The organism is Streptomyces sp. ALI-76-A, assembly GCF_030287445.1.
Taxonomy (GTDB): domain Bacteria; phylum Actinomycetota; class Actinomycetes; order Streptomycetales; family Streptomycetaceae; genus Streptomyces.
Genome location: NZ_JASVWB010000004.1, coordinates 1158939 through 1181491, shown reverse-complemented (window position 1 = coordinate 1181491; position 22553 = coordinate 1158939). Strand labels below are relative to the sequence as shown.

Below are 22553 nucleotides of genomic sequence, written 5' to 3'. Positions count from 1 at the left end.
CCGCTTGTAGAACGGATGAAGCGGTCCGCAAAGATCACGGGGTGCGCAGGGAGGTCAGGTCGTGGGGACGAGGCGCCACTGCTGGCAGTTGTTGTTCAGCCAGGTCCACAGCCGTACGTCGGTCCCGTCGGCGGTGCCGCAGTTGGCGACGTCGGCGACCTTGCCGCTGTTCTCGTTCACGATCCGCACGTAGTCGCCGGTGGCCGTGTAGACCAGTCGGAATTTCTGGCAGTTGTTGTTCAGCCAGGACCACTGCTTGATGTCCGTGCCGTCGGTCGTGGTGCAGTTCGCGGTGTCCGCGACCTTGCCGGTGGCGACGTTGACCAGCCGGCTGGTGTCGTCGCCGAGGTCCTCGACGCGCCACTTCTGGTTGGCGCCGCCGTGGCAGGTCCACTGGAATATGTTGGCGCCGTCCAAGGTGCTGCCGCCCTCGACGTCCAGGCACTTGCCGCTGTTGCGGTTCACCAGGGTGTACGCGGTCGGGGTCGTCGCCGTCTCGCCCGAGGGGCCGGGCAGCGTGGTGCCGAGCGCGACCGGGGTGCCGAAGTTCGGCGTGCCGTCCGCGTTCCAGGTGAACTTCTGCGCCCGCGTCGTACGTTCGTTGCCGCAGCCGCTGCTCGCGGAGTTGTTGGCGTGGTAGACGATCCAGTTCTCGGTGCCGTCCGGCGAGGAGAAGAAGCCGTTGTGGCCGGGGCCGTAGACACTCGCCGCGTCGTTGCGCTGGAAGACCGGCGTGGACTTCTTCGTCCAGGAAGCGGGGTTCAGCGGGTCGGTACCAGTCAGTTCCAGCTGGCCCAGCTTGTAGTCCGGGGTCATGCAGTAGCTGGCGGAGAAGGTGAGGAAGGTGCGGCCGTCGTGGTAGAGCGGCTCGGGTCCCTCGTTGACCGCGGCCCCCGAGGTCTCCCAGCTCGCGGTGGGGCTGGAGATGATGGTGAAGGTGCTGCTGGCCAGCGTGTACGGGTTGCTCATCGGGGCGATGACCAGGCTCTGCGGACTGCCGTTGATGTAGCCGCTGCCGACCATGTACAGGCTGTTGTTCGCCTTCAGGACGGTGGCGTCGATGAGCCAGCCGCCGGAGCTGAGGTTGGAGCCGCTGAGCTGGTTCTTGTACGTGTACGGGCCCATGGGGTCGGTGCCCGCGCTCTCCAGGACGTGGGTGCGCTGGGAGTCGCAGCAGGCGACACCGCTCTGCGCCGCGGAGTAGTACAGGTACCACTTGCCGTCGAGGAAGTGGATCTCGGGTGCCCAGATGTTGGTGTTGCGGGTGGGGGTGGTGTCGCTCCAGATCTGGACGCTGGCGGCGGTGGAGAGGCCGGCCAGGGTCGGCGACTTCCGCATGGTCAGCACGCCGGTGAAGGATGTGGTGACCAGGTAGTAGTTGCCGTTGTAGTACTCGAGCCAGGGGTCGGCGCCCTTCTGCGACTTGATCGGGTTGGTGTACGGGCGGCCCTCGGCGGCGGTGGCCGGGGTCGTCGCCGACACCATGGCGATCAGTACGGCGAGCACGCACAGGATCAGGGATCTGTGGCGTCTGGCGGGGGGCTGCTCTGACGTCTGTGGCATGCTGGACCATCCCTGTCCGTGATTTCGAACGTGGTTCGTGAATGCGATCAGAAGATAAGCGGGGGCCATGGTTCCGTCAACGCTTTCGTCACACGCGCTTTACCTGCGAACACGTCCCGCGTACCAGGCCGCGACGGAGCCGCCCACTTGGGCGGCAGTCGCCATGCCCGTGCGGCTCGATCGGCATTGGCGCGAGTACCGGAGGGCAAGCGCGATGAACCAAGAACCGCCTGCAACTGACCTGACCTGCTGAAACTGCTGCTCGTCCAGTGGCGTATATCGGCTACCCCGGCCAGCAAAGGCCCTGGACAGGGTCGGGCGCCGGGTTGCCGGCCCGGGCCCGACCCTGTGTTGGTTCAGCTCTTGCCGGTCAGGCGCCAGACCTGGTTCTTCTTGGTGGCCAGGGCACTGGCGGAGTCACAGGGCCACTGGTGGACCAGTGCTCCGACGGCGGTTGAGATCCCGCTGACGTCCACGCACTTGCCGCTGTGCACCGCGACGAGCTGGTAGTCGTTGGCGGCGACCTGCCGCAGCGTGAACTGCTGGTTCGTGCCGCCGTGGCAGGTCCACTGGTGGACCGCCGCGCCGTCGGCGGTGGAGACGCCGCGGATGTCGAGGCACTTGCCGCTGTGGTGGTTCACCAGGGTGTAGGTGTCCGCCACCCCTGGCACCGGGTCGAAGTCGAACCGCTGTTCCTCACCGGCGCCGCAGGTGTACTGCCGGTACTGAGTGCCGTCGGCGGTGCTCTGGTTTGGGTCGTCCAGGCAGTACCCGCTGTGCTGGGCGACGGCGGTTGACGAGAAGGTGGGCTGGCCGGTGGTGAACTGCCACCAGTTCATATTGAACAGGTACCCGCTGCCACCGGCGAAGCGCAGGTAAAGATCGTGGGTCCCGGTTGCACCGGTAACAGGGCACGAGACCGTGCTCCAGGTCTGCCAGCCTCCGGTGCCCGACACAGTGCATGTCCCGACCGTTGGCCCAGTAGGACTGTCCAGATGCAGCTCAACTCGGCCGCCGCTGGTGCTTGAGGCCACCCTGGCGGTGAACGAGCTGGCACCGGTGCCGAATGCTACGCCCTTGACCTTGATGTAATCGCCGTCTTCGATCCAGCTGATGTTCATCCCGCCCTCGCTGGAGGGTTCGGTTTCGATGCCGCTGCCCCACGCGACGGTCTCGGCTTCCTGGCGGATATAAGGATCGAGCGTGCCGGCCTGCGGCGCCCCGGCCGTCGTCATATTGATCGTTGGAATGGTGCCGTCGGCGTTGTAGCTGAACTTCTCCACTGCGACCGAGCGGGTGAAGCCGCCGCCGCCCGGGAGGGCGCCGTTGTGGTAGAAGAAATACGAGTTGCCCTGAAAGTCCACGATGCCCGCGTGGTTGGTGAAGCTGTTGCCCTGGGCGGGCATGACTGTTCCACGGTAGGTCCACGGCCCGGTCGGGCTGGGTGCCGTGGAGTAGGCGATGAACTCCGAGCAGCACCTGGCCGCATACACCAGGTAGTACAGGCCGTTGCGCTTGTAGATCCAGGGTGCTTCCTCGTACAGCGTGGGACGGTCGGGGTTGTCGGTGCGGGTTCCGAACCCCGCGGTGGTGAGCGGAATTTGGGCGGGGCTGCCTGCGTAGGAGGTCATGTCCGCGTTCAGCTTGACGTACCACAGGTTCGGATTGCCCCAGTACAGGTAGGCTTGGCCGTCGTCGTCGATGAAGACGGTCGGGTCGATCTCAGTGTTCTCCATCAGCGGGTGGCCGAGGGCGTCCCGGAACGGGCCGGTGGGGCTGTCCGACACCGCCACGCCGATGGCCATCCGGCCGGTGGCCCGGGCTGTCACCGGCACGTACCAGTAGAACTTGCCGCCCCGTTCGACGGCCTGGCCCGCCCACGCGTCGGTGGACGCCCAGCTGAAGGTGTTCAGGCTGAGCGGTGAGCCGTGGTCGGTCCAGTTGACCATGTCGGCGGAGGACCACACCCGCCAGTCCTTCATCACGAAGGAGGTGGAGCCGTCCTCGTCGTGCCCGGTGTAGAGGTAGACCCGTCCGTTGTACACCAGTGGGGAAGGGTCGGCGGTGTAGACGTGCTGCACGATCGGGTTGTCGGCCCTGGCCGCGGTGGGCTGCACCGCGGCGGGAACGACGGCGAACACCAGCAGGAGGCCCACCACCCAGGCGGCTGCCCGGGTGCGTCTCGTACCGGTGGCGGGTGATCTCACTGCGGTCGGGTGAGCCGTTGGTTTGTGGACGGCGGTACTGGCCATGGCGTGGTCCTTCCTGGTGCTGCGGGTCGGGGACTGAGCAGCTGGTCAGATACGGGGAGGGGACGTTGCCGCGCTCGGGGTGAGGTCAGCGCGAACCCTGCGATGCGGACGGAGCCGCCGAGTGTCTGCGTGGCGTAGTCGGGAAGGGCGAAGCGGTGGCCCATGAAGAACTGCCAGGTGTCGCCCATGGCGAACGCGGGCCCAGGCGGGTGAAGTTGGAGCTGTCGGTGCTGTAGGAGAAGGTTCCCGGCGGGAGGCGCCGGGGCGGATGCCGACGGCCGTGCACAGCCGGATGCGACCGCCCGTGACGTTGGCGCTCGCGTTTCGGTGCCGGTGCCGGTGGTGTTCCAGTTGCTGTCCGTCGCGGATCGTCGCGTAGTCCAGCTGGATGGTCGCGGTGGAGGTGGGTCCCTGAATCCGGTGGGTGAGGGTATTGCGGGCCCAGTACAGGTGGTTGGTGGCCGGCGCGGTGCGCAGGGTAAGGCCGTTGTTGACGGACCACTTGTCGTGGTCCGGAGTGTGGTTCCCTTCCCGCTTCGGTTTCACGGACCGGCGTCGAAGGTGTCGACGCCGGTCAGCGGGGTGACCTGGCGGGGCGGGGAGCGGCAGGACGGGGCTGGGGTACGACGTGCCCCAGGCAAGGCCTACGCGTTGGACGACGGGCCGGCCGCGCCAGGCCTAATAGGAGGACCACGGCCGCGCGGCACAGGCGCGGGCGTGGGCATGGTGCGGGTGATGTCACACGATGCTCCGGGAGGCGATCGGGGCTCGCCGCACGAATGCCGGGTGAGCCCTTCCAGGTCCGGCACTTGGTGTGTGGGGGAGAGCCTTACTGGTACGGATACTGCGGGTGCTGTCATGCCCGGCATGTGCGCCATGCGCAAGCCGCTCCGGCCGGGCGTGTTCGGTACTGCGAACGTGAACCGATCCTTCGGACGGCAGGGATCCTAGGAGTTGAGAGCAGACAGCACAAGATCCTAGATCGACCCATTCATGCCAAAGTGAGGCCAAGCCAGCGAGCCGGCGCGTGTACCGCCCGGACGAGGGCATCGCCGCCGGCGTGCCACGGCACCTGCCTACGCCGCCGCTGCCGAGAAGCCCGGCGCGTCGATTCTCGCCCCTTCGTATGTCTGCAGGGCGGAAGACGGCGCGAAGCCGGGCCGGCGGTGGTGCACGCCACCCGGACTACGGCACGAACGAGCTGCTGAGGCGTTCCCGGCTGCCGGAGTTTTCCGCTGTGGACGGTGGTGTCGCGGGTCCATGGGCACCGGTGGTTGTGACACAAGGGGTGGATCAGATGCAACTGATCCACAGGTGAGTACTTCTGCGCCTGCGTGCTCAAATCATGAGATGCCGGTCTGCAACCCCGCGATGAGTCCGTCGAGTATCCGCAACTGGCGGGAGGGTGTGGTCAGGCGAGCCGTGAAGATCGCGTTGATCTGGAGTCCCATCAGCGTGGCCATCGCAAGGTCCAAGAACGCATCGAGATCGCAGGATGGGTTGATCTCTCCCGCTTCAGCCGCAGTGTGCAGATACGAGAGCATCTGATCGCGCCAGCGCGATATCGCCTGGTCGTAGACGCCGATCAGTTCCTGATCGGCTACCGCGTAATTCCAGAAGCCGATGACCACGCGGGCCTCATTGAGACGCTCGTCGTCCAGGGGCATGATCTCGACGCAGAACTTGCGGAACGCGTTCAGGCCGTCGGCGCCGGCGATGGTGCGGGCGGCCCGCTGCTCGGTGGCTGCGTTGGCGCGCTCCAGCGCGGCCCGCAGAATTGCTGCTTTGGTGGGAAAGTATCGTGTGAGCGCACCGTTGGTGAATCCAGCTTCGGCGGCGAGATCCCGCATGTTCAGCGCCGCGAATCCTCGCCGCGCGACAAGGCGCCATACGGCTTCGATGATCTCTTCACGCCGCGCGTCGTGGTCCACGATCTTGGGCATGGTGACACCTTACCAACGGGTAGACGCCTGAATGCCGAGGGCTTTGGTCGCACTCGCGGGCCTCACGGCGGATGAGTCCGAGGGGTCGTGTGACCCGCAGACCCAACCCTGTGACCTGGTGAACCTCTTACGCCACGTGCTAGCGGCAGGGGCGCACGGAGCGAGGGCGAAGAGCTGTCGTTCCCCGTGGGCGTGAGAGGGGTCCCCATGGCGCCCCCTTCCCAGCGGCCCCTTAAGGGATTACATTGGAGCTATTAATCTACAACTGTAGACGACAGACCCTGGTGCGGCACCAGTCGGTACGCGGCATCGAGGCCCTCTGAATCCGGTAGCGGCCAGCTCGCCCCGGGCACCTGATCGTCCCCAGCGCTCAGGTGGGCGCTCAGCCCTCGGCATGACCAACACCACCTCTTAGGACAGAGCATGCCTGATCTTGAGCCAGATGAATTCCGCCGCCAGGGCCACCAGTTGGTCGACTGGGTCGCCCAATACCGCACCTCGCTCCCTTCCCTGCACGTGCGGCCGAAGGTCTCACCGGGCTCCGTGAAGGCTCAGCTTCCTCGTGAACTGCCTGAGCAGCCGTCCCAGGCGCTGGGCGATGATCTCATCGCCTTGCTCAACGACGTGGTCGTCCCCTCGTCGCTCCACTGGCAGCACCCGGGCTTCTTCGGCTACTTCCCAGCGAACGCGTCCCTGCTGTCGCTCCTCGGTGACATCGCATCGGGCGGGATCGGAGCGCAGGGAATGCTCTGGTCGACATCGCCGGCCGGGACGGAGATCGAGCAGGTCCTGCTCGACGGCCTGGCGGATGCCCTGGGCCTTGGTCGCGAGTTCACTTTCGCCGGAGGCGGAGGCGGTTCGCTGCAGGATTCGGCTTCTTCGGCATCGTTGGCTGCCCTGCTGGCTGCGCTGCAGCGCAGCGACCCGGACTGGCGCGAACACGGCGTGGACGGCACCGAGACGGTGTACGTCACTGCCGAGACCCACTCGTCACTGGCCAAGGCCGTGCGTGTGGCCGGGCTCGGCGCGCGAGCATTGCGGATCGTCCCCTTTACCCAGGGCACGCTGTCCATGTCAGCGGATGCCCTGGCAGACATGCTGGCCAAGGACGCGGCCGCCGGAAAGAGGCCGGTCATGGTCTGTCCGACCGTGGGAACAACCGGCACGGGTGCCATCGACCCCGTGAGAGACGTCGCGCTGGCAGCGCGTGCGTACGAGGCGTGGGTGCACGTTGACGCCGCGTGGGCAGGAGTCGCGGCGTTGTGTCCCGAGTTCCGCTGGCTCCTGGACGGCGTGAACCTTGTCGACTCGTTCTGCACCGACGCACACAAGTGGTTCTACACCGCCTTCGACGCCTCGTTCATGTGGGTGAGGGATGCCCGAGCGCTGCCCACAGCGCTGTCCATCACGCCGGAGTACCTGCGTAACGCTGCGACCGAATCGGGCGAAGTCATCGACTACCGCGACTGGCAGGTCCCGTTGGGCCGTCGTATGCGTGCGTTGAAGATCTGGTCGGTGGTGCACGGCGCCGGACTGGAAGGCCTGCGCGAAAGCATCCGCGGCCACGTCGCTATGGCCAACTCCTTGGCCGGCCGGATTGAGAGCGAGTCGGGCTTCGCCCTGGCCACCCCGCCATCACTGGCACTCGTATGTCTGTACCTCGTCGACCGGGAAGGGCGCCCCGACGACGCCGCTACCAAGGCAGCAATGGAGGCGGTCAACGCCGAGGGGCATTCCTTCCTCACGCACACATCGGTCAACGGTCACTTCGCGATTCGCGTCGCCATCGGCGCGACGACGACGCTGCCCGACCACATCGACACCCTGTGGGACTCGCTTCGCAAAGCCGCTCGCCAGAGCGGTGGATGACTACTGACCTTGGCGGATTGGCTTCGGGTGCCGGGGTTGAGGGTCAGGCCGGTTTCGGTGAGGCAGCCGTCGATGAGTCCCGGGTGGCGCTGGATGTGAGCGAGGCCTCGACGGAGGGTGCGGGTGAGGTGGTCAGGGTCGGCGAATGCGGTGTTGGCCATCGGGTCTCTTCGTAACAGGGACCAAACCCCCTCCACTGGGTTCAAGTCGGGGCTGTAGGAGGGGAGCTGGACGATCGTAAGCCAATTGAAGTCGCCTGGTTTCAGCCTGCGAACGTTTTTTCCCGCGAGTTTTGCGCGAGGTATTGACGCTGATCACCGGAACCCTATTATCCAGTTTGCTCGAAACTTCGACCTTTGTTCGGCATAACGAACATACAGGGTCGCGCCACACCGCCTCCGGGCAGCCTCTGACGGGCCAACCGGAGCCGCTTGCTCAAGGATGACGAGGTCCTTATGCACAGACGTATTTTCAGCCGCAGACGCCCGTCCGCGGTGCTCGCCGCCGCGGTCGCGGCCCTGGCCGCGTTGGCGGCGCTGCTCGTCGCCGGCCCGGCCCAGGCGGCCACCACCAGCGACGTGCGCGGTGTTGATTCCGGCCGGTGTCTCGATGTGGCGGGCTTCAGCCAGACCGACGGCGCGAACGTACACATCTGGGACTGCCACGGCGGAACCAACCAGCAGTGGACGCTGACGGACAGCAACCAGCTGACCGTGTACGGCAACAAGTGCCTGGATGTCCGGGGCGGCGCCACCACGAACGGGACCCCGGTGCAGATCTGGACGTGCAACGGCAGCGACAACCAGCAGTGGCGGGTGAACCCCGACGGCACGATCGTCGGCGTGCGATCCGGGCTGTGCCTGGAAGCCGCGGGCTGGGGCAAGACCAACGGCACAGGAGTGCAGATCTGGTCGTGCCACGGAGGCGCCAACCAGAAGTGGACCGGCCTGTCCGGGGCGAACAACGTGTGTGCTCTTCCGTCGACGTACCGCTGGACATCGACCGGCCCGCTGGCGGAGCCGAAGGCGGGGTGGGCCTCGCTCAAGGACTTCACCAGCGTCGTCTCCAACGGCAAGCACATCGTCTATGCCACGACGCACAACACCCTCGCCGGTGACGAGGGGCGCTGGGGACTGACGACCTTCAGCCCTTTCACGAACTGGTCCGACATGGCCACCGCAACCCAGAACACGATTCCCTTCGACGGCATCGCGCCGACGCTGTTCTACTTCGCCCCGAAGAACCTCTGGGTGCTTGCCTACAACGGGGGTTGGCCCTACAGCTTCTCCTACCGCACCTCGAGTGACCCCACCAACCCCAACGGCTGGGGCCCGCAGCAGGAACTGTTCACGGGCACCCTCCCGAAGGGGGGCCCCCTCGACGTGACCCTCATCGGCGACGACACGAACATGTACATGTTCTTCGCCAACGACGAGGGCGACATCTACCGGTCCAGCATGCCCATCGGTAACTTCCCGGGCACCTTCGGCTCGGTCACGAAGATCATGAGCGACACGGCGCTCAACCTGTTCGAGGCGCCGGAGGTCTACAAGGTCCAGGGTCAGAACCAGTACCTCATGATCGTCGAGGCCCAGAACTACACGGGGTATGGCCGCTACTTCCGCGCGTTCACGGCCACCAGCCTCGGCGGCACGTGGACACCGCAGGCCGGGGCCGACACCGTGACCAGCCCCTTCGCCGGCAGTGCCAACAGCGGCGCGACGGCCTGGACCAGGGACATCAGCCACGGCGATCTGGTTCGCACCAACCCCGACCAGACCAAGACCATCGACCCCTGCAACCTGCAGTTCCTCTACCAGGGGCGCGACCCCAGCACCGACGGCGGGGACTACGGCCTCCTGCCCTACCGGCCAGGGGTACTGACACTGCAGCGCTAGCCGGTGGCATGACACAGGTCCGGCTCCGGGGTTCCTGACGTTCGCGGGCAACGACGCACGCCGAACCGGGCCCGGAGCCCGACTGAACCGTGCCTCGACACCCCGTCAGGCCCTACCCACCCGACAACGTGACAACGCCCACCGGTGGCCGGCCAGTGCTTTCCCTGCGAGGAGGCCGGGCATGCCCGCCCGCTGTGGGAGCGGTCGCGGACAGCCGGCTACGCACAGGTTCCGTGCCCGCCGACGCCAACGGGACGACACAGCAGCCGAGTTGACGACACAAACGTCGAGCAGCCCGCGCCAGATTCAGCACTCACTCGCAGAAGAGGACGACCGCATGAGAAAGCCTTGGATCCTGTCCCTCATTACGGTGGTCATGGCCACGCTCGGGATGACGGCAGCAGGTGTGGCACCTGCCTCCGCCACCTCGACCACGCCCTTGCGGGTCATGCCGCTCGGCGACTCGATAACGTGGGGCGTGGGAAGCAGTACGGGCAACGGCTACCGGGCCCCGTTGTGGGACAAGCTCGCGGCGGACGGCCATCCGCTGGACTTCGTGGGCACGGGGCGGGGCGGTTCGATGTCCGACCCCGACAACGAAGGTCACCCCGGATACAAGATCCACCAGATCGCCGAACTCGCCGACGCCTCGCTGACCCGCTACCGGCCCAACGTCGTGACGCTGATGATCGGCACCAACGACCTCAACGAGAGCTACCAGGTCTCCACCGCCACCGCCCGGCTGAAGTCGCTGGTCAACCAGATCACCGCCGACGTCCCCGACGCCACCGTCCTCGTGGCCTCCCTGGTCGTGTCCACCAGCGGCTCGGAGGAGCAGTACCGTGCCGCGTACAACCAGGCCATCCCCCAGATCGTGAGCGAGGCACAGACCGCGGGCAAGCGCGTCGCGTACGTGGACATGAGCAGCCTGACCGCGGCCGACCTGGCCGACGCCCTGCATCCCAACGACGCGGGCTACCAGAAGATGGCCGACGCCTTCCACCGCGGCATCCAGTCCGCGGACAGCGCCGGGTGGCTGAGGAACCCCGCCCCCGCTCCCTCACGTGTGCAGTCCGAGTTGGGCGGCAAGTGCCTGGACGTCAGCGGCTTCGGCACGGCCGACGGGACCGCCGTCCAGACCTGGAGCTGCACCGGCGCCGTCAACCAGGTCTGGTCCGCCTACACCGACGGCACCCTGCGCTCCATGGGTAAGTGCCTCGACGCCGCCGGCTTCGGCACGGCCAACGGCACCAAGGTGCAGCTCTGGGCCTGCCACGGCGGCTCCAACCAGATCTGGCAGCCCTACAACGGCGGCTACCGCAACCCCGCCTCCGGCCGCTGCCTCGACATTCCGGGCTTCTCCACGGCCGACGGCACACAGCTCCACCTGTGGGACTGCCACGGCGGCTCCAACCAGAAGTGGACCACTCTGGCCGCAGGATGACCCCCGCCCGGGACCGGAGCCCCTCCCCGCCCCGGTCCCGGGATTCGAGGGCCGCTCCTGGACCGGCTGGCATCACCACGTCACCTGGTCGCCGCCGCCCATGCGTTCCTGACCGAGCAGCGCCTAGTGTCCTGAGTCGGGAATTCTGTTCAGATATCCGGCGAGGCGTTCAAGGATCTCGTCCGCGGTCTTCGTCCAGACGAAGGGTTTCGGGTCTTCGTTCCAGGTCTTGATCCAGGTGCGGATGTCCTTCTCCAGGGCCTGGACGTTCTTGTGGACGCCTCGCCGTATCTGCTTGTCGGTGAGCAGGCCGAACCACCGCTCGACCTGGTTGAGCCAGGAGGAGCTGGTGGGGGTGAAGTGCACGTGGAAGCGGGGATGCGCGGCCAGCCATCGCTGAATGGCGGGGGTCTTGTGCGTCGAGGCGTTGTCGCAGATCAGGTGCACGTCCAGCCCGTCGGGCACCTCCTTGTCGATCCGGGTCAGGAACTTCTTGAACTCCACGGCGCGATGCCGGCGGTGGATCTGGCCGATCACCTCGCCGGTGGCGGTGTTCAGCGCGGCGAACAGAGTGGTGACGCCGCCGCGCACGTAGTCATGGGTGCGGCGCTCGGGCATGCCCGGCATCATCGGCAGCACAGGCGCCGACCGGTCCAGAGCCTGGATCTGCGTCTTTTCGTCGACACAGAGCACCAGCGCATGCTCGGGCGGAGCGAGATACAGCCCGACCACGTCACGAACCTTCTCGATGAACTGCGGATCCCTGGACAGCTTGAAGGTGTCCACCAGGTGTGGCTTGAGGCCGAAGGTTCGCCAGATCCGCGCGATGGCCGACTGAGACAGCCCCACCTCCTTGGCCATGGACCGCGTCGACCAGTGCGTGGCGTCCTTCGGCGTGGTCTCCAGCGTCTTGACGACCACTTCCTCGACCTGGCCGTCGGTGATCTTCCGCGGTCCACCCGGACGCGGTTCGTCAGTCAGGCCCTCCAGCCGGTCCCGGACGAACCGGGCCCGCCACCGGCTCACCGTGTGTGCCTCGACGCCCAGCCGGCCCGCAACATCCTTGTTCGAGGCGCCGGTTGCGCTCTCCAGCACAATCCGGCACCGCAGAGCCAGCGCCTGCGACGACGTCCGCCGTCTCGCCCAACGCGTCAGCGTCTCGCGCTCGTCATCGGTCAGTACCAGCTCGGCCTTCGGCCGTCCCATCCTCGCCACCCGGCCATCATGCCGAAGCAACAGAGACTTACGCAGCGAATTCCCGACTCAGGACACTAGGGAGTGTCTTCAAATGTCACGCCCACATCAGGAGCGATGCGAGGGTGACGGCTGCTTGGTAGGACTCGGCGGTCTTGTCGTAGCGGGTTGCGATGCCTCGCCACTGCTTCAAGCGGTTGAAGCAGCGTTCGACCACGTTGCGTCGCTTATAGAGCTGTTTGTCGAAGGCCGGCGGGCGTCCGCCCCGGCTGCCGCGTCGGAGCCGGTTGCGGATCTGGTCGGCCCGCTCGGGGATGGTGTGGCTGATGCCGTGCTGTCGCAGCCAGGTGCGGATGGCCCGGGAGCTGTAGCCCTTGTCGCCCAGGACATGGGCAGGCCGTACGCGGGGCCGTCCCGGACCGATGCGGGGCACCCGTATCGCCTCCATCACGGCGGTGAACTGGGTGCAGTCGTTGGTGTTCCCGCCCGTGACCGTGAAGGCGAGCGGGCGGCCGAAGGCATCGCAGGCGAGATGAATCTTGCTGGTCAGACCGCCTCGGAGCGTCCGAGGCCGGGACAGCGGGCCCCCCTTTTCGGGCCCCGGCGGCGTGCTGGTGAGCACGGACGATGGTGGAGTCGACCGACACGAGCCAGTCGATGTCCCCGGCCGCGTCCGCCCTGGCCTGGGCGGCCCGGAGCATGCGCTCGAACGTGCCGTCCAGAGCCCACCGGCGAAAGCGGGTGTACAGCGTGGCCCACGGGCCGTACCGCTCCGGCACGTCCCGCCAGGCCGTTCCGGTGCGGAACTTCCACACGATCCCGTTGAGCACCTTGCGGTCGTCCAGCCGCTTCCGGCCTCGCAGTGACACCGGCAGCAGTGGCCGGACGAACTCCCACTCGGCATCGGACAGTTCATGGCGACGTATCACCCGACCATGATCCACTACTAAAGATCATTTGAAGACACCGCCTAGCCCGAAAAGGCGCTGTCACGTTGTTGGGTGCGTGACCGCCTGACAGCGTGTTGCGGCGTGGTGGGGCCCGGTTCCGGGCTGTGCTCAGGCCGTGGCGGCGGGGCCGGTGACGCCGGTGACCTGCTCCCAGATTGCGAAGCGGACGGTCATCTCGGCTCGGTAGTCGTGTGCGGGCATCAGATGGCGGCGGGGCCGGAAGTGGGGTGAGATGCCGCTGAACGCGGACAGGAACCGCTGGGCTGCGCCGGTGCTGCGGAAGCCCTTCATCGCCCGTTCGCGCTGCCTGGTGGGCCGATGACTTTTCTCCGCCCGGTTGTTCAGGCCCTTGTGGGAGCGGTGCTCGACGGAAGGCATGACCTCGCGGTGGGCCGCGCCGTAGGAGCAAAGCTTGTCGGTGACGACCACCCGCGGCACTGTGCGAATCTTTTTGAGAAGCCTGCGGAAGAAGCGTCGGGCTGCGGCCTTGTCCCGCCGGTTCTGCACGAGGATGTCGAGGACGTTCCCGTCCTGGTCGACGGCCCGCCACAGGTACTGCAACCGCCCGTTGATCTTGATGAAGACCTCGTCCAGGTGCTTCCCAATGCTGATGTCAAGCCGCGGCTGTGGCTGGGGGTGTGACCTGGTAGCACCGTCGGTCACGGATCAAGGCCCACAGGACGTTGACGCGGCGGCGGGCGAGCGCGAGGAGAGCCTGGACGTGGCGTTTGCCCTCGGCGCGCTTGCGATCGTAAAACTGCCCCCAAAACGCAAAAGGCCCGTACTCCCTGCGCGTTCGCGGGGAGTACGGGCCTTCGTCATGCTCAGTCGTGTGCGTCAGGGTGCCCAGGTGGCGGGCGCTCCTTGGTCAGGGTTGGGGAGGCCGGTGGTGGTTGCCGGGGCGGCGGGGTGCCGCATGGCGGTGATCGGGACGGCGCCGGGCTCGGTAGACGGACCAGACCATGTGCCAGGTGCCTTCCCCACTCGCAGCCCCGCAGGTGGTGCGGGTGCGCCGGAACGGGAGGGGGGCCGGCATCGTGCCCGGCACCGCTTCCTCACCCGGCACCGCTGGCGCCCGACCGGATCCTGAGCCGTGGGCGGATCCCGGAACGGCATTCAGTTGGTGCACTGCTTTCCGTTGTCGACGGAAAGGTCCGGCATCACCGCCGGATGCATCCCGATGAACACCGGACGGGTAGTGACCCTCAGGCAGGCGTTCTCCTTGACGGCCCTGCCGGCGATGTCCGAGACCATGTTGTCCAGGACAATGACGTTGAATTCGCACAGGGTGATCAGTGCCGGATTGATGACTGCCATGCACGCGCCCTTGAGAGCGACGTCCTTGGCGATTCCCTTGGCGCCCGAGTCCCACTCGTTCAGCAGTGCCGCGAAAGCGGCCGTACCTGAACGGCTGGCGACGTTGTAGCAGGCCCCTGACCAGTCGCAGTCGGACCGCCCTCGTTGAGGATCTGGAACTTGGCGCGGGACCGGGTCCTCATGCGGCGCGTTCGCCCACCGGTCGAGTGAGGTCATGGTCTCGTGGCCCGCGATCCCGTCCACGGCCAGCCCGTGACGACGCTGGAAGTCCGTCACCGTCAGACGCGTCTCGCTGCCGTACCTTCCATCAACCTCGATTTCGTACCCGTAGGCTTCCAGGTTCTTCTGCAGCGACTCGACGCAATCGCCTTTCGCTCCGGTGTGCATGGTCTGGTTCGCGCAGTCCATCAAACGCGGGCCGCTCCAATCGGCCTGGGCTGCCTCCGGCGAGCCGATCAGACCCACCGCTACTGCCATCCCCAACGTCCCTGCCGCCAGCACCCTTCCGAGCTTCATACTCATGCCCTCCACCCCTCGGTCAGGGCGAAAGGTAATACCCGGCGCGCCATCCCGTGGCCGCAATCGGTGCCCATGGTCCTCCCGGGCATGCCGGTGCCCACGAGGCGAAGCACGGGCGCGCACCATGCCTGCGGCGAGCTCCCGTGCGCCCCGGCCGCTCATAACGAAGGGAACCTCCTGGGTGCGTTGATGAAGGGTGGGAACGGGGGAGCGCCGCGTCCGGCGGGGAAGGGCCGAACGCGGCGCTCGGGGTGGCACTACCGGGTGGTGTCGGTGACCACGAGGAACTGGTCGCTGCCGAGGTCCATCACGACCTGGGCGTCCGTGCCCTGGGCGCGTTGGGTGGCGGCGTACTCTTCCGCTGGCCATGAGCCTCGGGGGAACGTACGGCCTACCTTCCCGACGATTCAGAGGCATCTCCGTATGCCCAGAACGCTGACGGAATCGGACCGGCGCCAGCCAGCAAACCATGACAAACCTCTTCGGCAAGCCCGGCCATTCTCGGCTGAGGTAGAGGTTTCATGATGCCGGTGGCGCTAGTGTCCTGAGTCGGGAATTCTGTTCAGATATCCGGCGAGGCGTTCAAGGATCTCGTCCGCGGTCTTCGTCCAGACGAAGGGTTTCGGGTCTTCGTTCCAGGTCTTGATCCAGGTGCGGATGTCCTTCTCCAGGGCCTGGACGTTCTTGTGGACGCCTCGCCGTATCTGCTTGTCGGTGAGCAGGCCGAACCACCGCTCGACCTGGTTGAGCCAGGAGGAGCTGGTGGGGGTGAAGTGCACGTGGAAGCGGGGATGCGCGGCCAGCCATCGCTGAATGGCGGGGGTCTTGTGCGTCGAGGCGTTGTCGCAGATCAGGTGCACGTCCAGCCCGTCGGGCACCTCCTTGTCGATCCGGGTCAGGAACTTCTTGAACTCCACGGCGCGATGCCGGCGGTGGATCTGGCCGATCACCTCGCCGGTGGCGGTGTTCAGCGCGGCGAACAGAGTGGTGACGCCGCCGCGCACGTAGTCATGGGTGCGGCGCTCGGGCATGCCCGGCATCATCGGCAGCACAGGCGCCGACCGGTCCAGAGCCTGGATCTGCGTCTTTTCGTCGACACAGAGCACCAGCGCATGCTCGGGCGGAGCGAGATACAGCCCGACCACGTCACGAACCTTCTCGATGAACTGCGGATCCCTGGACAGCTTGAAGGTGTCCACCAGGTGTGGCTTGAGGCCGAAGGTTCGCCAGATCCGCGCGATGGCCGACTGAGACAGCCCCACCTCCTTGGCCATGGACCGCGTCGACCAGTGCGTGGCGTCCTTCGGCGTGGTCTCCAGCGTCTTGACGACCACTTCCTCGACCTGGCCGTCGGTGATCTTCCGCGGTCCACCCGGACGCGGTTCGTCAGTCAGGCCCTCCAGCCGGTCCCGGACGAACCGGGCCCGCCACCGGCTCACCGTGTGTGCCTCGACGCCCAGCCGGCCCGCAACATCCTTGTTCGAGGCGCCGGTTGCGCTCTCCAGCACAATCCGGCACCGCAGAGCCAGCGCCTGCGACGACGTCCGCCGTCTCGCCCAACGCGTCAGCGTCTCGCGCTCGTCATCGGTCAGTACCAGCTCGGCCTTCGGCCGTCCCATCCTCGCCACCCGGCCATCATGCCGAAGCAACAGAGACTTACGCAGCGAATTCCCGACTCAGGACACTAGTGTCCTGAGTCGGGAATTCTGTTCAGATATCCGGCGAGGCGTTCAAGGATCTCGTCCGCGGTCTTCGTCCAGACGAAGGGTTTCGGGTCTTCGTTCCAGGTCTTGATCCAGGTGCGGATGTCCTTCTCCAGGGCCTGGACGTTCTTGTGGACGCCTCGCCGTATCTGCTTGTCGGTGAGCAGGCCGAACCACCGCTCGACCTGGTTGAGCCAGGAGGAGCTGGTGGGGGTGAAGTGCACGTGGAAGCGGGGATGCGCGGCCAGCCATCGCTGAATGGCGGGGGTCTTGTGCGTCGAGGCGTTGTCGCAGATCAGGTGCACGTCCAGCCCGTCGGGCACCTCCTTGTCGATCCGGGTCAGGAACTTCTTGAACTCCACGGCGCGATGCCGGCGGTGGATCTGGCCGATCACCTCGCCGGTGGCGGTGTTCAGCGCGGCGAACAGAGTGGTGACGCCGCCGCGCACGTAGTCATGGGTGCGGCGCTCGGGCATGCCCGGCATCATCGGCAGCACAGGCGCCGACCGGTCCAGAGCCTGGATCTGCGTCTTTTCGTCGACACAGAGCACCAGCGCATGCTCGGGCGGAGCGAGATACAGCCCGACCACGTCACGAACCTTCTCGATGAACTGCGGATCCCTGGACAGCTTGAAGGTGTCCACCAGGTGTGGCTTGAGGCCGAAGGTTCGCCAGATCCGCGCGATGGCCGACTGAGACAGCCCCACCTCCTTGGCCATGGACCGCGTCGACCAGTGCGTGGCGTCCTTCGGCGTGGTCTCCAGCGTCTTGACGACCACTTCCTCGACCTGGCCGTCGGTGATCTTCCGCGGTCCACCCGGACGCGGTTCGTCAGTCAGGCCCTCCAGCCGGTCCCGGACGAACCGGGCCCGCCACCGGCTCACCGTGTGTGCCTCGACGCCCAGCCGGCCCGCAACATCCTTGTTCGAGGCGCCGGTTGCGCTCTCCAGCACAATCCGGCACCGCAGAGCCAGCGCCTGCGACGACGTCCGCCGTCTCGCCCAACGCGTCAGCGTCTCGCGCTCGTCATCGGTCAGTACCAGCTCGGCCTTCGGCCGTCCCATCCTCGCCACCCGGCCATCATGCCGAAGCAACAGAGACTTACGCAGCGAATTCCCGACTCAGGACACTAGGGAGTGTCTTCAAATGTCACGCCCACATCAGGAGCGATGCGAGGGTGACGGCTGCTTGGTAGGACTCGGCGGTCTTGTCGTAGCGGGTTGCGATGCCTCGCCACTGCTTCAAGCGGTTGAAGCAGCGTTCGACCACGTTGCGTCGCTTATAGAGCTGTTTGTCGAAGGCCGGCGGGCGTCCGCCCCGGCTGCCGCGTCGGAGCCGGTTGCGGATCTGGTCGGCCCGCTCGGGGATGGTGTGGCTGATGCCGTGCTGTCGCAGCCAGGTGCGGATGGCCCGGGAGCTGTAGCCCTTGTCGCCCAGGACATGGGCAGGCCGTACGCGGGGCCGTCCCGGACCGATGCGGGGCACCCGTATCGCCTCCATCACGGCGGTGAACTGGGTGCAGTCGTTGGTGTTCCCGCCCGTGACCGTGAAGGCGAGCGGGCGGCCGAAGGCATCGCAGGCGAGATGAATCTTGCTGGTCAGACCGCCTCGGAGCGTCCGAGGCCGGGACAGCGGGCCCCCCTTTTCGGGCCCCGGCGGCGTGCTGGTGAGCACGGACGATGGTGGAGTCGACCGACACGAGCCAGTCGATGTCCCCGGCCGCGTCCGCCCTGGCCTGGGCGGCCCGGAGCATGCGCTCGAACGTGCCGTCCAGAGCCCACCGGCGAAAGCGGGTGTACAGCGTGGCCCACGGGCCGTACCGCTCCGGCACGTCCCGCCAGGCCGTTCCGGTGCGGAACTTCCACACGATCCCGTTGAGCACCTTGCGGTCGTCCAGCCGCTTCCGGCCTCGCAGTGACACCGGCAGCAGTGGCCGGACGAACTCCCACTCGGCATCGGACAGTTCATGGCGACGTATCACCCGACCATGATCCACTACTAAAGATCATTTGGAGACACCGCCTAGGAGCCTGGTGGACCTGCTTCTGGCGTGAGTCCGTCGAGGATTCGTCGTGCGGGGGTGCCGGCGGCAGGGTGGGGGTCCTCTGGTCTTCTCGCTGGAGAAAGAGGAGGCAGCCGGTGAACCCAACCTGATCCTGTGCCGCATGCGCGAGCAGAACCTCCCAAGAACGCAGGCCATCACCCAGATCGTCCAAGAGGCGGACACCGCGGTACAGCGCTTCCTCGACCACGAACGCCAGATCCCGGCCCTGTGCAGCAGCCTGGCCCTCACAGCATCCGAACGCACCGCTGTCCACGCGTACACGGACGTGATGCGCACCATGATCCGCGGAAATTACGACTGGCATCGCACTGCCGGACGCTATTCCTCCCAGGCCCGACCTCTCATCGCGCCCACCGCGCGGAGCGGCGCGTAGGGGTGCCGTTCAAGGAGCCGACACCGGTGGCCTGAGGACGACGACGCGGAGGACGACGGTTACGCACCGGGGCAACGCCGCCGGCATTCACGACGCCCTGGTCGGCCTCGGCTCCGAGCTGGAGCGCCGTACTGACCTCGACGACCTCGACGGGGTGCCGCGGCTGATGGTCGTCTTCGACCGGGCCGACGACACCCTGCGGCACCTCGCCCGCTACTGGGGGACGTTCCGACAGATGGGCGACCCGAAGCGGTCCCCGGCCATCGCCGCCCTCGAGGCCGTTCTGTACGAGGGGCGCGCAGCCCGCATCCACGTCATCTACGACGGACCCACCACCGTCGGCGGCCGCCTCATCCCCGGCGCCCGCGAACAGTTTTCCACCGGCATCCTCGCCCGGGCCAGCGCCGGCACCTGGCAGAGGCTCGCCCCGAAAGCCGACCCCGCCCCCAAGAGCAGCCCGCTTCCGGGCCGCGTCCACGTCGTCCAGGACGGCGACACCCACCCGGCCCAAGCGGTGCTGATGACCGACGCCGAGGTCGCCGACTGGCTCACCGCCACGGCGGCCGGGGAGACCTGAGCCGGGCCGGACACGCCACGGGCCCCGGAGCAGACACCCGGGGCCCGGCTCGGAGCGCGCGGGACAACACGGACCCACCGATGTCAGTGGTGGCTGAGACCATAGAAGCGGGGCGAAATCGCCCTCACGGGACAGCAGTTGACGATGGAGACAACGCGCACCATGAGACTGGCACTGAACGAGGAGTGGGCCGTCGGCGCCCGTATCGGGGACGGCGGCTTCGGCGCCGTGTTCGAGGCGGAGAACACCGCTGGCGAGAAGGCGGCCGTGAAGCTCGTGCCCAAGGCGCCGGGCACCGAGCGCGAGATGCTGTTCACCAACCTGGACGGCGTCCGCAACGTGGTGTCGGTCATCGACAGCGGCGAGCACGAAGACCAGTGAGTGCTGGTGATGCCCCGCGCCGAGAAGTCCCTGCGCGCCCACCTTCAGGAGCACGGCCAGCTGCCCCTCAACGAGACGGTCGCCGTCCTGTCCGACGTCGCCGAAGCACTCGCCGACCTCAAGGACCGCGAGGTCGTCCACCGCGACCTCAAGCCGGAGAACATCCTGCTGCTCGGTGGCCGCTGGTGCCTGGCCGATTTCGGCATCGCCCGCTACGCCGAAGCGACCACCGCCCAGCACACCTACAAGGGCGCGGGAAGCCTGCCGTACATGGCACCCGAGGTCTGGAAGTACCAGCGGGCCACCGGCGCGACCGACATCTACGCCCTGGGCGTCCTGGCCTACGAGCTCCTGGAGGGCACCAGGCCCTTCACCGGACCGGCCGAGCACGACTACCAGGAGCAGCACCTGCACGGGACCCCGCCACCGCTCACTACCGCTCCGCCCCTCCTGGCCGCGCTGATCATTTGAGTGCCTCTTCCGGGCCCCGCAGGGCCGCCCAGCCGCTGGCAACGTGCTCGCCCGGCTGGGGCAGATCCCCGCTGCCCCGCTCTCCGGCGGCCTGGCTGCACTCGCGCAGGCCAACCAGGGCGCGGTCGCGCGCCAGGCCGAGGCCGACCGCCGGGCTTCGGCACACGCCACGGAGGCTGACCGCCGCAAGAACCTGCTCGAGGCCGCCACGACCACCTTCTCCTTCATCGCTGACGCCTTCCTCACGACCCTCACCAACGCCGCCCCGAGCGCGGAGGTCCGCAAGGGCAACCAGGGAGGCTGGACCGTCCGGATCAACGACGCCCAGCTGACCCTGTCCGGACCGAGGGAGACCGCCCCCGAGGTCTGGCGCACCGCCTCGACGCCGGCACCGTTCGACGTCATCGCCTCCGCGACCCTCTCCCTGAAGGTCCCCGCCAACTACCACGGGTACGAGGGCCGCAGCCACTCCCTCTGGTACGCCGACGCGCAGACCGAAGACCAGTACCAGTGGTTCGAGACCGCCTTCATGGACACCCCGCTGCGCCCCATCGCAAGAACCATGGAGCCCTTCGCGCTCGACCCTCACCACGAAATCACGCGCCGCCGTTGGCCCGGCGGTGACCATGCACCAGGTGGCCTGGCCCTTCAGCCCGCTCGTCATCGGGGACCTGGACGAGTTCATCAGCCGGTGGGCCGACTGGCTCGCCCAGGCGGCGACCGGCCGACTCACCTACCCCAGCACGATGCCCGAACGCGATCCCCAGGGTTCCTGGCGGAGATGACCACACGGGGCCGCTCGCCGTTCACCCCGATCGAGGGCGGGGTGAACGGCGAGATGGCGAGGGTGCTGCACGTCCTATCGCACGGCTGGCTCGTTGGACGGGCATGAGGTTCCCCCGAGATGCGGGGAAAGGTGACAGCAGGTCAGATGGGTCGTATGAGAGGAGCCCAGACGATGCCTGCCCCGAGGAAGTACCTGTTGGAGTTGCGTGAGCGTGCGGTGCGGATGTACCGGACTGCCGAGCCGGAGCCCGTGATCCGCCGGATGGCCGAGGAACTCGGCGTGCATCACGAAGCCCTGCGGAACTGGATCCGGCAGGCCGAGGCCGACGCCGGCGAGCGGGACGACCTGCTCACGACCGAAGAGAAGAACGAGCTCGCCCAGCTGCGGCGCGAGGTGCGGGACCTGCGCCGGGCGAACGAGGTCCTGCGGACGGCCTCGGCTTTTTTCGCCGCGCAGCTCGACCCGACCCGGCCCAGGTGAGAGCGCTCCTCGACGAGCACCCGCACCTGGGGGTCGAGCCCGTCCTGCGGGAACTGCACATCCCCTCCTCCACCTACTACCGCTGGCGTCAGGCCGAGAAGGACCCCTGCGAACGGATCCTCAAGGACACCGAGCTGACCGGGCAGATCCACCAGGACTCCGGCGGGATCTACGGATCGCCCAGGATTCATGCCGTCCTGAAGCGCGAGGGTGTCCATGTCGGCCGCAAGCGGGTCGAGCGGCTCATGCGCCAGGCCGGCCTGGCCGGGATCAGCCCCGTAGGAGCCAGAGCTTCACCCGCCGCGACCCGGACGCCGACCCTGCCCCTGACCTGGTGCAACGCGACTTCACGGCATCCGCGCCGAACCGGCTGTGGGTCACCGACCTGACCATGATCCCCACTCTGCAGGGGCCACTGTGGCTGTCGGCGATCCGCGATGCCTTCTCCCGCAGAGTCGTGGCCTGGGAGACCTCCGCCCACGCGGACGCCGACCTGGTCCTCACCTCCCTCGAGTACGCGCTGGCCAGCCGCGAGGTCACCCCCGGCGAACTCGTCCACCATGCCGATCACGGAGCCCAATACACATCCATCAAGCTCACAACCCGCCTGGTCAGAGCAGGCGTTCAAGCGTCCATGGGCTCGGTCGGCGACTCCTTCGATTGTCAGTCTTTTCGCACCGGATCCCGCAAGGATCGGGGAGCCCCGGCTGAGGCGGTCTGACTCTTGCTTATGACTGACCCCGTGAGTGTCCTGGCGTTGATCTGTC

The 22553-nt window shown here is 67.2% G+C and carries 21 protein-coding genes and 4 pseudogenes; 11 read left to right on the top strand and 14 right to left on the bottom strand.

Going from position 1 to position 22553, the window contains the following annotated elements; translation table 11 throughout:
- Positions 1-54: 54 nt before the first annotated feature.
- The 4 genes and pseudogenes from QQS16_RS41555 to QQS16_RS41540 form a co-directional block, all read right to left on the bottom strand.
- Positions 55-1485 carry a family 43 glycosylhydrolase gene (locus QQS16_RS41555; protein WP_502964002.1) on the bottom strand — a complete coding sequence of 477 codons (1431 nt, stop codon included), beginning with the start codon at positions 1483-1485 and terminating at the stop codon, positions 55-57.
- 434 nt (positions 1486-1919) lie between these two features.
- Positions 1920-3815 carry a family 43 glycosylhydrolase gene (locus QQS16_RS41550; protein ID WP_286067825.1) on the bottom strand — a complete coding sequence of 632 codons (1896 nt, stop codon included), beginning with the start codon at positions 3813-3815 and terminating at the stop codon, positions 1920-1922.
- A gap of 77 nt (positions 3816-3892) precedes the next feature.
- Positions 3893-4484, bottom strand: a pseudogene (locus tag QQS16_RS41545) (xylosidase); the annotation flags it as partial.
- A gap of 674 nt (positions 4485-5158) precedes the next feature.
- Positions 5159-5758: a TetR/AcrR family transcriptional regulator gene (locus QQS16_RS41540; RefSeq protein ID WP_286067824.1), complete on the bottom strand. Its 600-nt coding sequence runs from the start codon at positions 5756-5758 to the stop codon at positions 5159-5161.
- 423 nt (positions 5759-6181) lie between these two features.
- Here QQS16_RS41540 and QQS16_RS41535 point away from each other — a divergent pair, with 423 nt between their 5' ends.
- Positions 6182-7627 carry a pyridoxal phosphate-dependent decarboxylase family protein gene (locus tag QQS16_RS41535; RefSeq protein WP_286067823.1) on the top strand — a complete coding sequence of 482 codons (1446 nt, stop codon included), beginning with the start codon at positions 6182-6184 and terminating at the stop codon, positions 7625-7627.
- Positions 7628-7665: 38 nt separating this feature from the next.
- On the opposite strand, the pseudogene QQS16_RS41530 reads toward QQS16_RS41535, so the two are convergent.
- Positions 7666-7932 (bottom strand): annotated as a pseudogene (locus QQS16_RS41530) (transposase); the annotation flags it as partial.
- Positions 7933-8082: 150 nt separating this feature from the next.
- Between QQS16_RS41530 and QQS16_RS41525 the strand changes: the two are divergent.
- Together QQS16_RS41525 and QQS16_RS41520 are read left to right on the top strand one after the other, a co-directional pair.
- On the top strand, positions 8083-9525 hold the full coding sequence (locus QQS16_RS41525) for a non-reducing end alpha-L-arabinofuranosidase family hydrolase (RefSeq protein ID WP_286067822.1): 1443 nt from the start codon (positions 8083-8085) through the stop codon (positions 9523-9525).
- A gap of 337 nt (positions 9526-9862) precedes the next feature.
- Entirely contained in the window at positions 9863-10969 is a 1107-nt protein-coding gene (locus QQS16_RS41520; RefSeq protein WP_286067821.1) for a ricin-type beta-trefoil lectin domain protein, read from the top strand.
- A gap of 123 nt (positions 10970-11092) precedes the next feature.
- Here the strand turns inward: QQS16_RS41520 and QQS16_RS41515 are convergent, their stop codons facing one another.
- The 9 genes and pseudogenes from QQS16_RS41515 to QQS16_RS41480 form a co-directional block, all read right to left on the bottom strand.
- Positions 11093-12175, bottom strand: coding sequence for an IS630 family transposase (locus QQS16_RS41515; protein WP_286067536.1), 1083 nt, complete (start codon positions 12173-12175; stop codon positions 11093-11095).
- A gap of 85 nt (positions 12176-12260) precedes the next feature.
- A protein-coding gene (locus tag QQS16_RS41510) for an IS5 family transposase (protein WP_502963968.1) occupies positions 12261-13092 on the bottom strand; the annotation gives its coding sequence in 2 pieces (ribosomal slippage) (positions 12261-12723 and positions 12722-13092; 834 coding nt in all).
- Between the two features lie 129 nt (positions 13093-13221).
- A pseudogene (locus QQS16_RS41505) lies at positions 13222-13710 on the bottom strand (IS6 family transposase); the annotation flags it as partial.
- A gap of 16 nt (positions 13711-13726) precedes the next feature.
- Positions 13727-13870: pseudogene (locus QQS16_RS41500) on the bottom strand (IS110 family transposase); the annotation flags it as partial.
- A gap of 359 nt (positions 13871-14229) precedes the next feature.
- Entirely contained in the window at positions 14230-14952 is a 723-nt protein-coding gene (locus tag QQS16_RS41495; RefSeq protein WP_286067820.1) for a peptidoglycan-binding domain-containing protein, read from the bottom strand.
- A 254-nt stretch (positions 14953-15206) separates the two neighbouring features.
- On the bottom strand, positions 15207-15356 hold the full coding sequence (locus QQS16_RS44195) for a DUF8839 family protein (protein WP_502964001.1): 150 nt from the start codon (positions 15354-15356) through the stop codon (positions 15207-15209).
- A 129-nt stretch (positions 15357-15485) separates the two neighbouring features.
- Positions 15486-16568, bottom strand: a complete 1083-nt coding sequence (locus QQS16_RS41490; protein WP_286067536.1) for an IS630 family transposase — start codon at positions 16566-16568, stop codon at positions 15486-15488.
- 65 nt (positions 16569-16633) lie between these two features.
- The gene (locus QQS16_RS41485) at positions 16634-17716 is read right to left on the bottom strand and encodes an IS630 family transposase (protein ID WP_286067536.1); all 1083 of its coding nucleotides are present in this window, start codon (positions 17714-17716) and stop codon (positions 16634-16636) included.
- A gap of 85 nt (positions 17717-17801) precedes the next feature.
- Positions 17802-18633, bottom strand: a protein-coding gene (locus tag QQS16_RS41480) for an IS5 family transposase (protein WP_502963968.1) whose coding sequence is annotated in 2 segments (ribosomal slippage) — positions 17802-18264 and positions 18263-18633 — 834 coding nt in all. Because the reading frame shifts where the segments join, the coding sequence is not laid out codon by codon here.
- Between the two features lie 184 nt (positions 18634-18817).
- Between QQS16_RS41480 and QQS16_RS41475 the strand changes: the two genes are divergently transcribed.
- From QQS16_RS41475 to QQS16_RS41440, 8 genes are all read left to right on the top strand, one after another.
- Positions 18818-19090: an isoprenoid biosynthesis enzyme family protein gene (locus QQS16_RS41475; protein ID WP_286067819.1), complete on the top strand. Its 273-nt coding sequence runs from the start codon at positions 18818-18820 to the stop codon at positions 19088-19090.
- Between the two features lie 166 nt (positions 19091-19256).
- On the top strand, positions 19257-19667 hold the full coding sequence (locus tag QQS16_RS41470; RefSeq protein WP_286067818.1) for a hypothetical protein: 411 nt from the start codon (positions 19257-19259) through the stop codon (positions 19665-19667).
- 162 nt (positions 19668-19829) lie between these two features.
- Complete coding sequence (locus tag QQS16_RS41465; RefSeq protein WP_286067817.1) at positions 19830-20048, top strand: protein kinase family protein; 219 nt, start codon at positions 19830-19832, stop codon at positions 20046-20048.
- Positions 20049-20057: 9 nt separating this feature from the next.
- Positions 20058-20519 (top strand): protein kinase domain-containing protein, encoded by a 462-nt coding sequence (locus QQS16_RS41460; RefSeq protein ID WP_286067816.1) that lies wholly within the window; start codon positions 20058-20060, stop codon positions 20517-20519.
- A 43-nt stretch (positions 20520-20562) separates the two neighbouring features.
- A complete protein-coding gene (locus tag QQS16_RS41455) occupies positions 20563-21411 on the top strand; it encodes a hypothetical protein (RefSeq protein WP_286067815.1) in 849 nt (282 codons plus the stop codon).
- A gap of 66 nt (positions 21412-21477) precedes the next feature.
- A complete protein-coding gene (locus QQS16_RS41450) occupies positions 21478-21786 on the top strand; it encodes a transposase (protein WP_286067814.1) in 309 nt (102 codons plus the stop codon).
- Positions 21783-22175 (top strand): IS3 family transposase, encoded by a 393-nt coding sequence (locus QQS16_RS41445; RefSeq protein ID WP_286067813.1) that lies wholly within the window; start codon positions 21783-21785, stop codon positions 22173-22175. Before QQS16_RS41450 ends, QQS16_RS41445 begins: the two co-directional genes overlap by 4 nt.
- A 2-nt stretch (positions 22176-22177) precedes the next feature.
- Entirely contained in the window at positions 22178-22507 is a 330-nt protein-coding gene (locus tag QQS16_RS41440; protein WP_286067812.1) for a DDE-type integrase/transposase/recombinase, read from the top strand.
- The last annotated feature ends 46 nt before the right edge of the window (positions 22508-22553 follow it).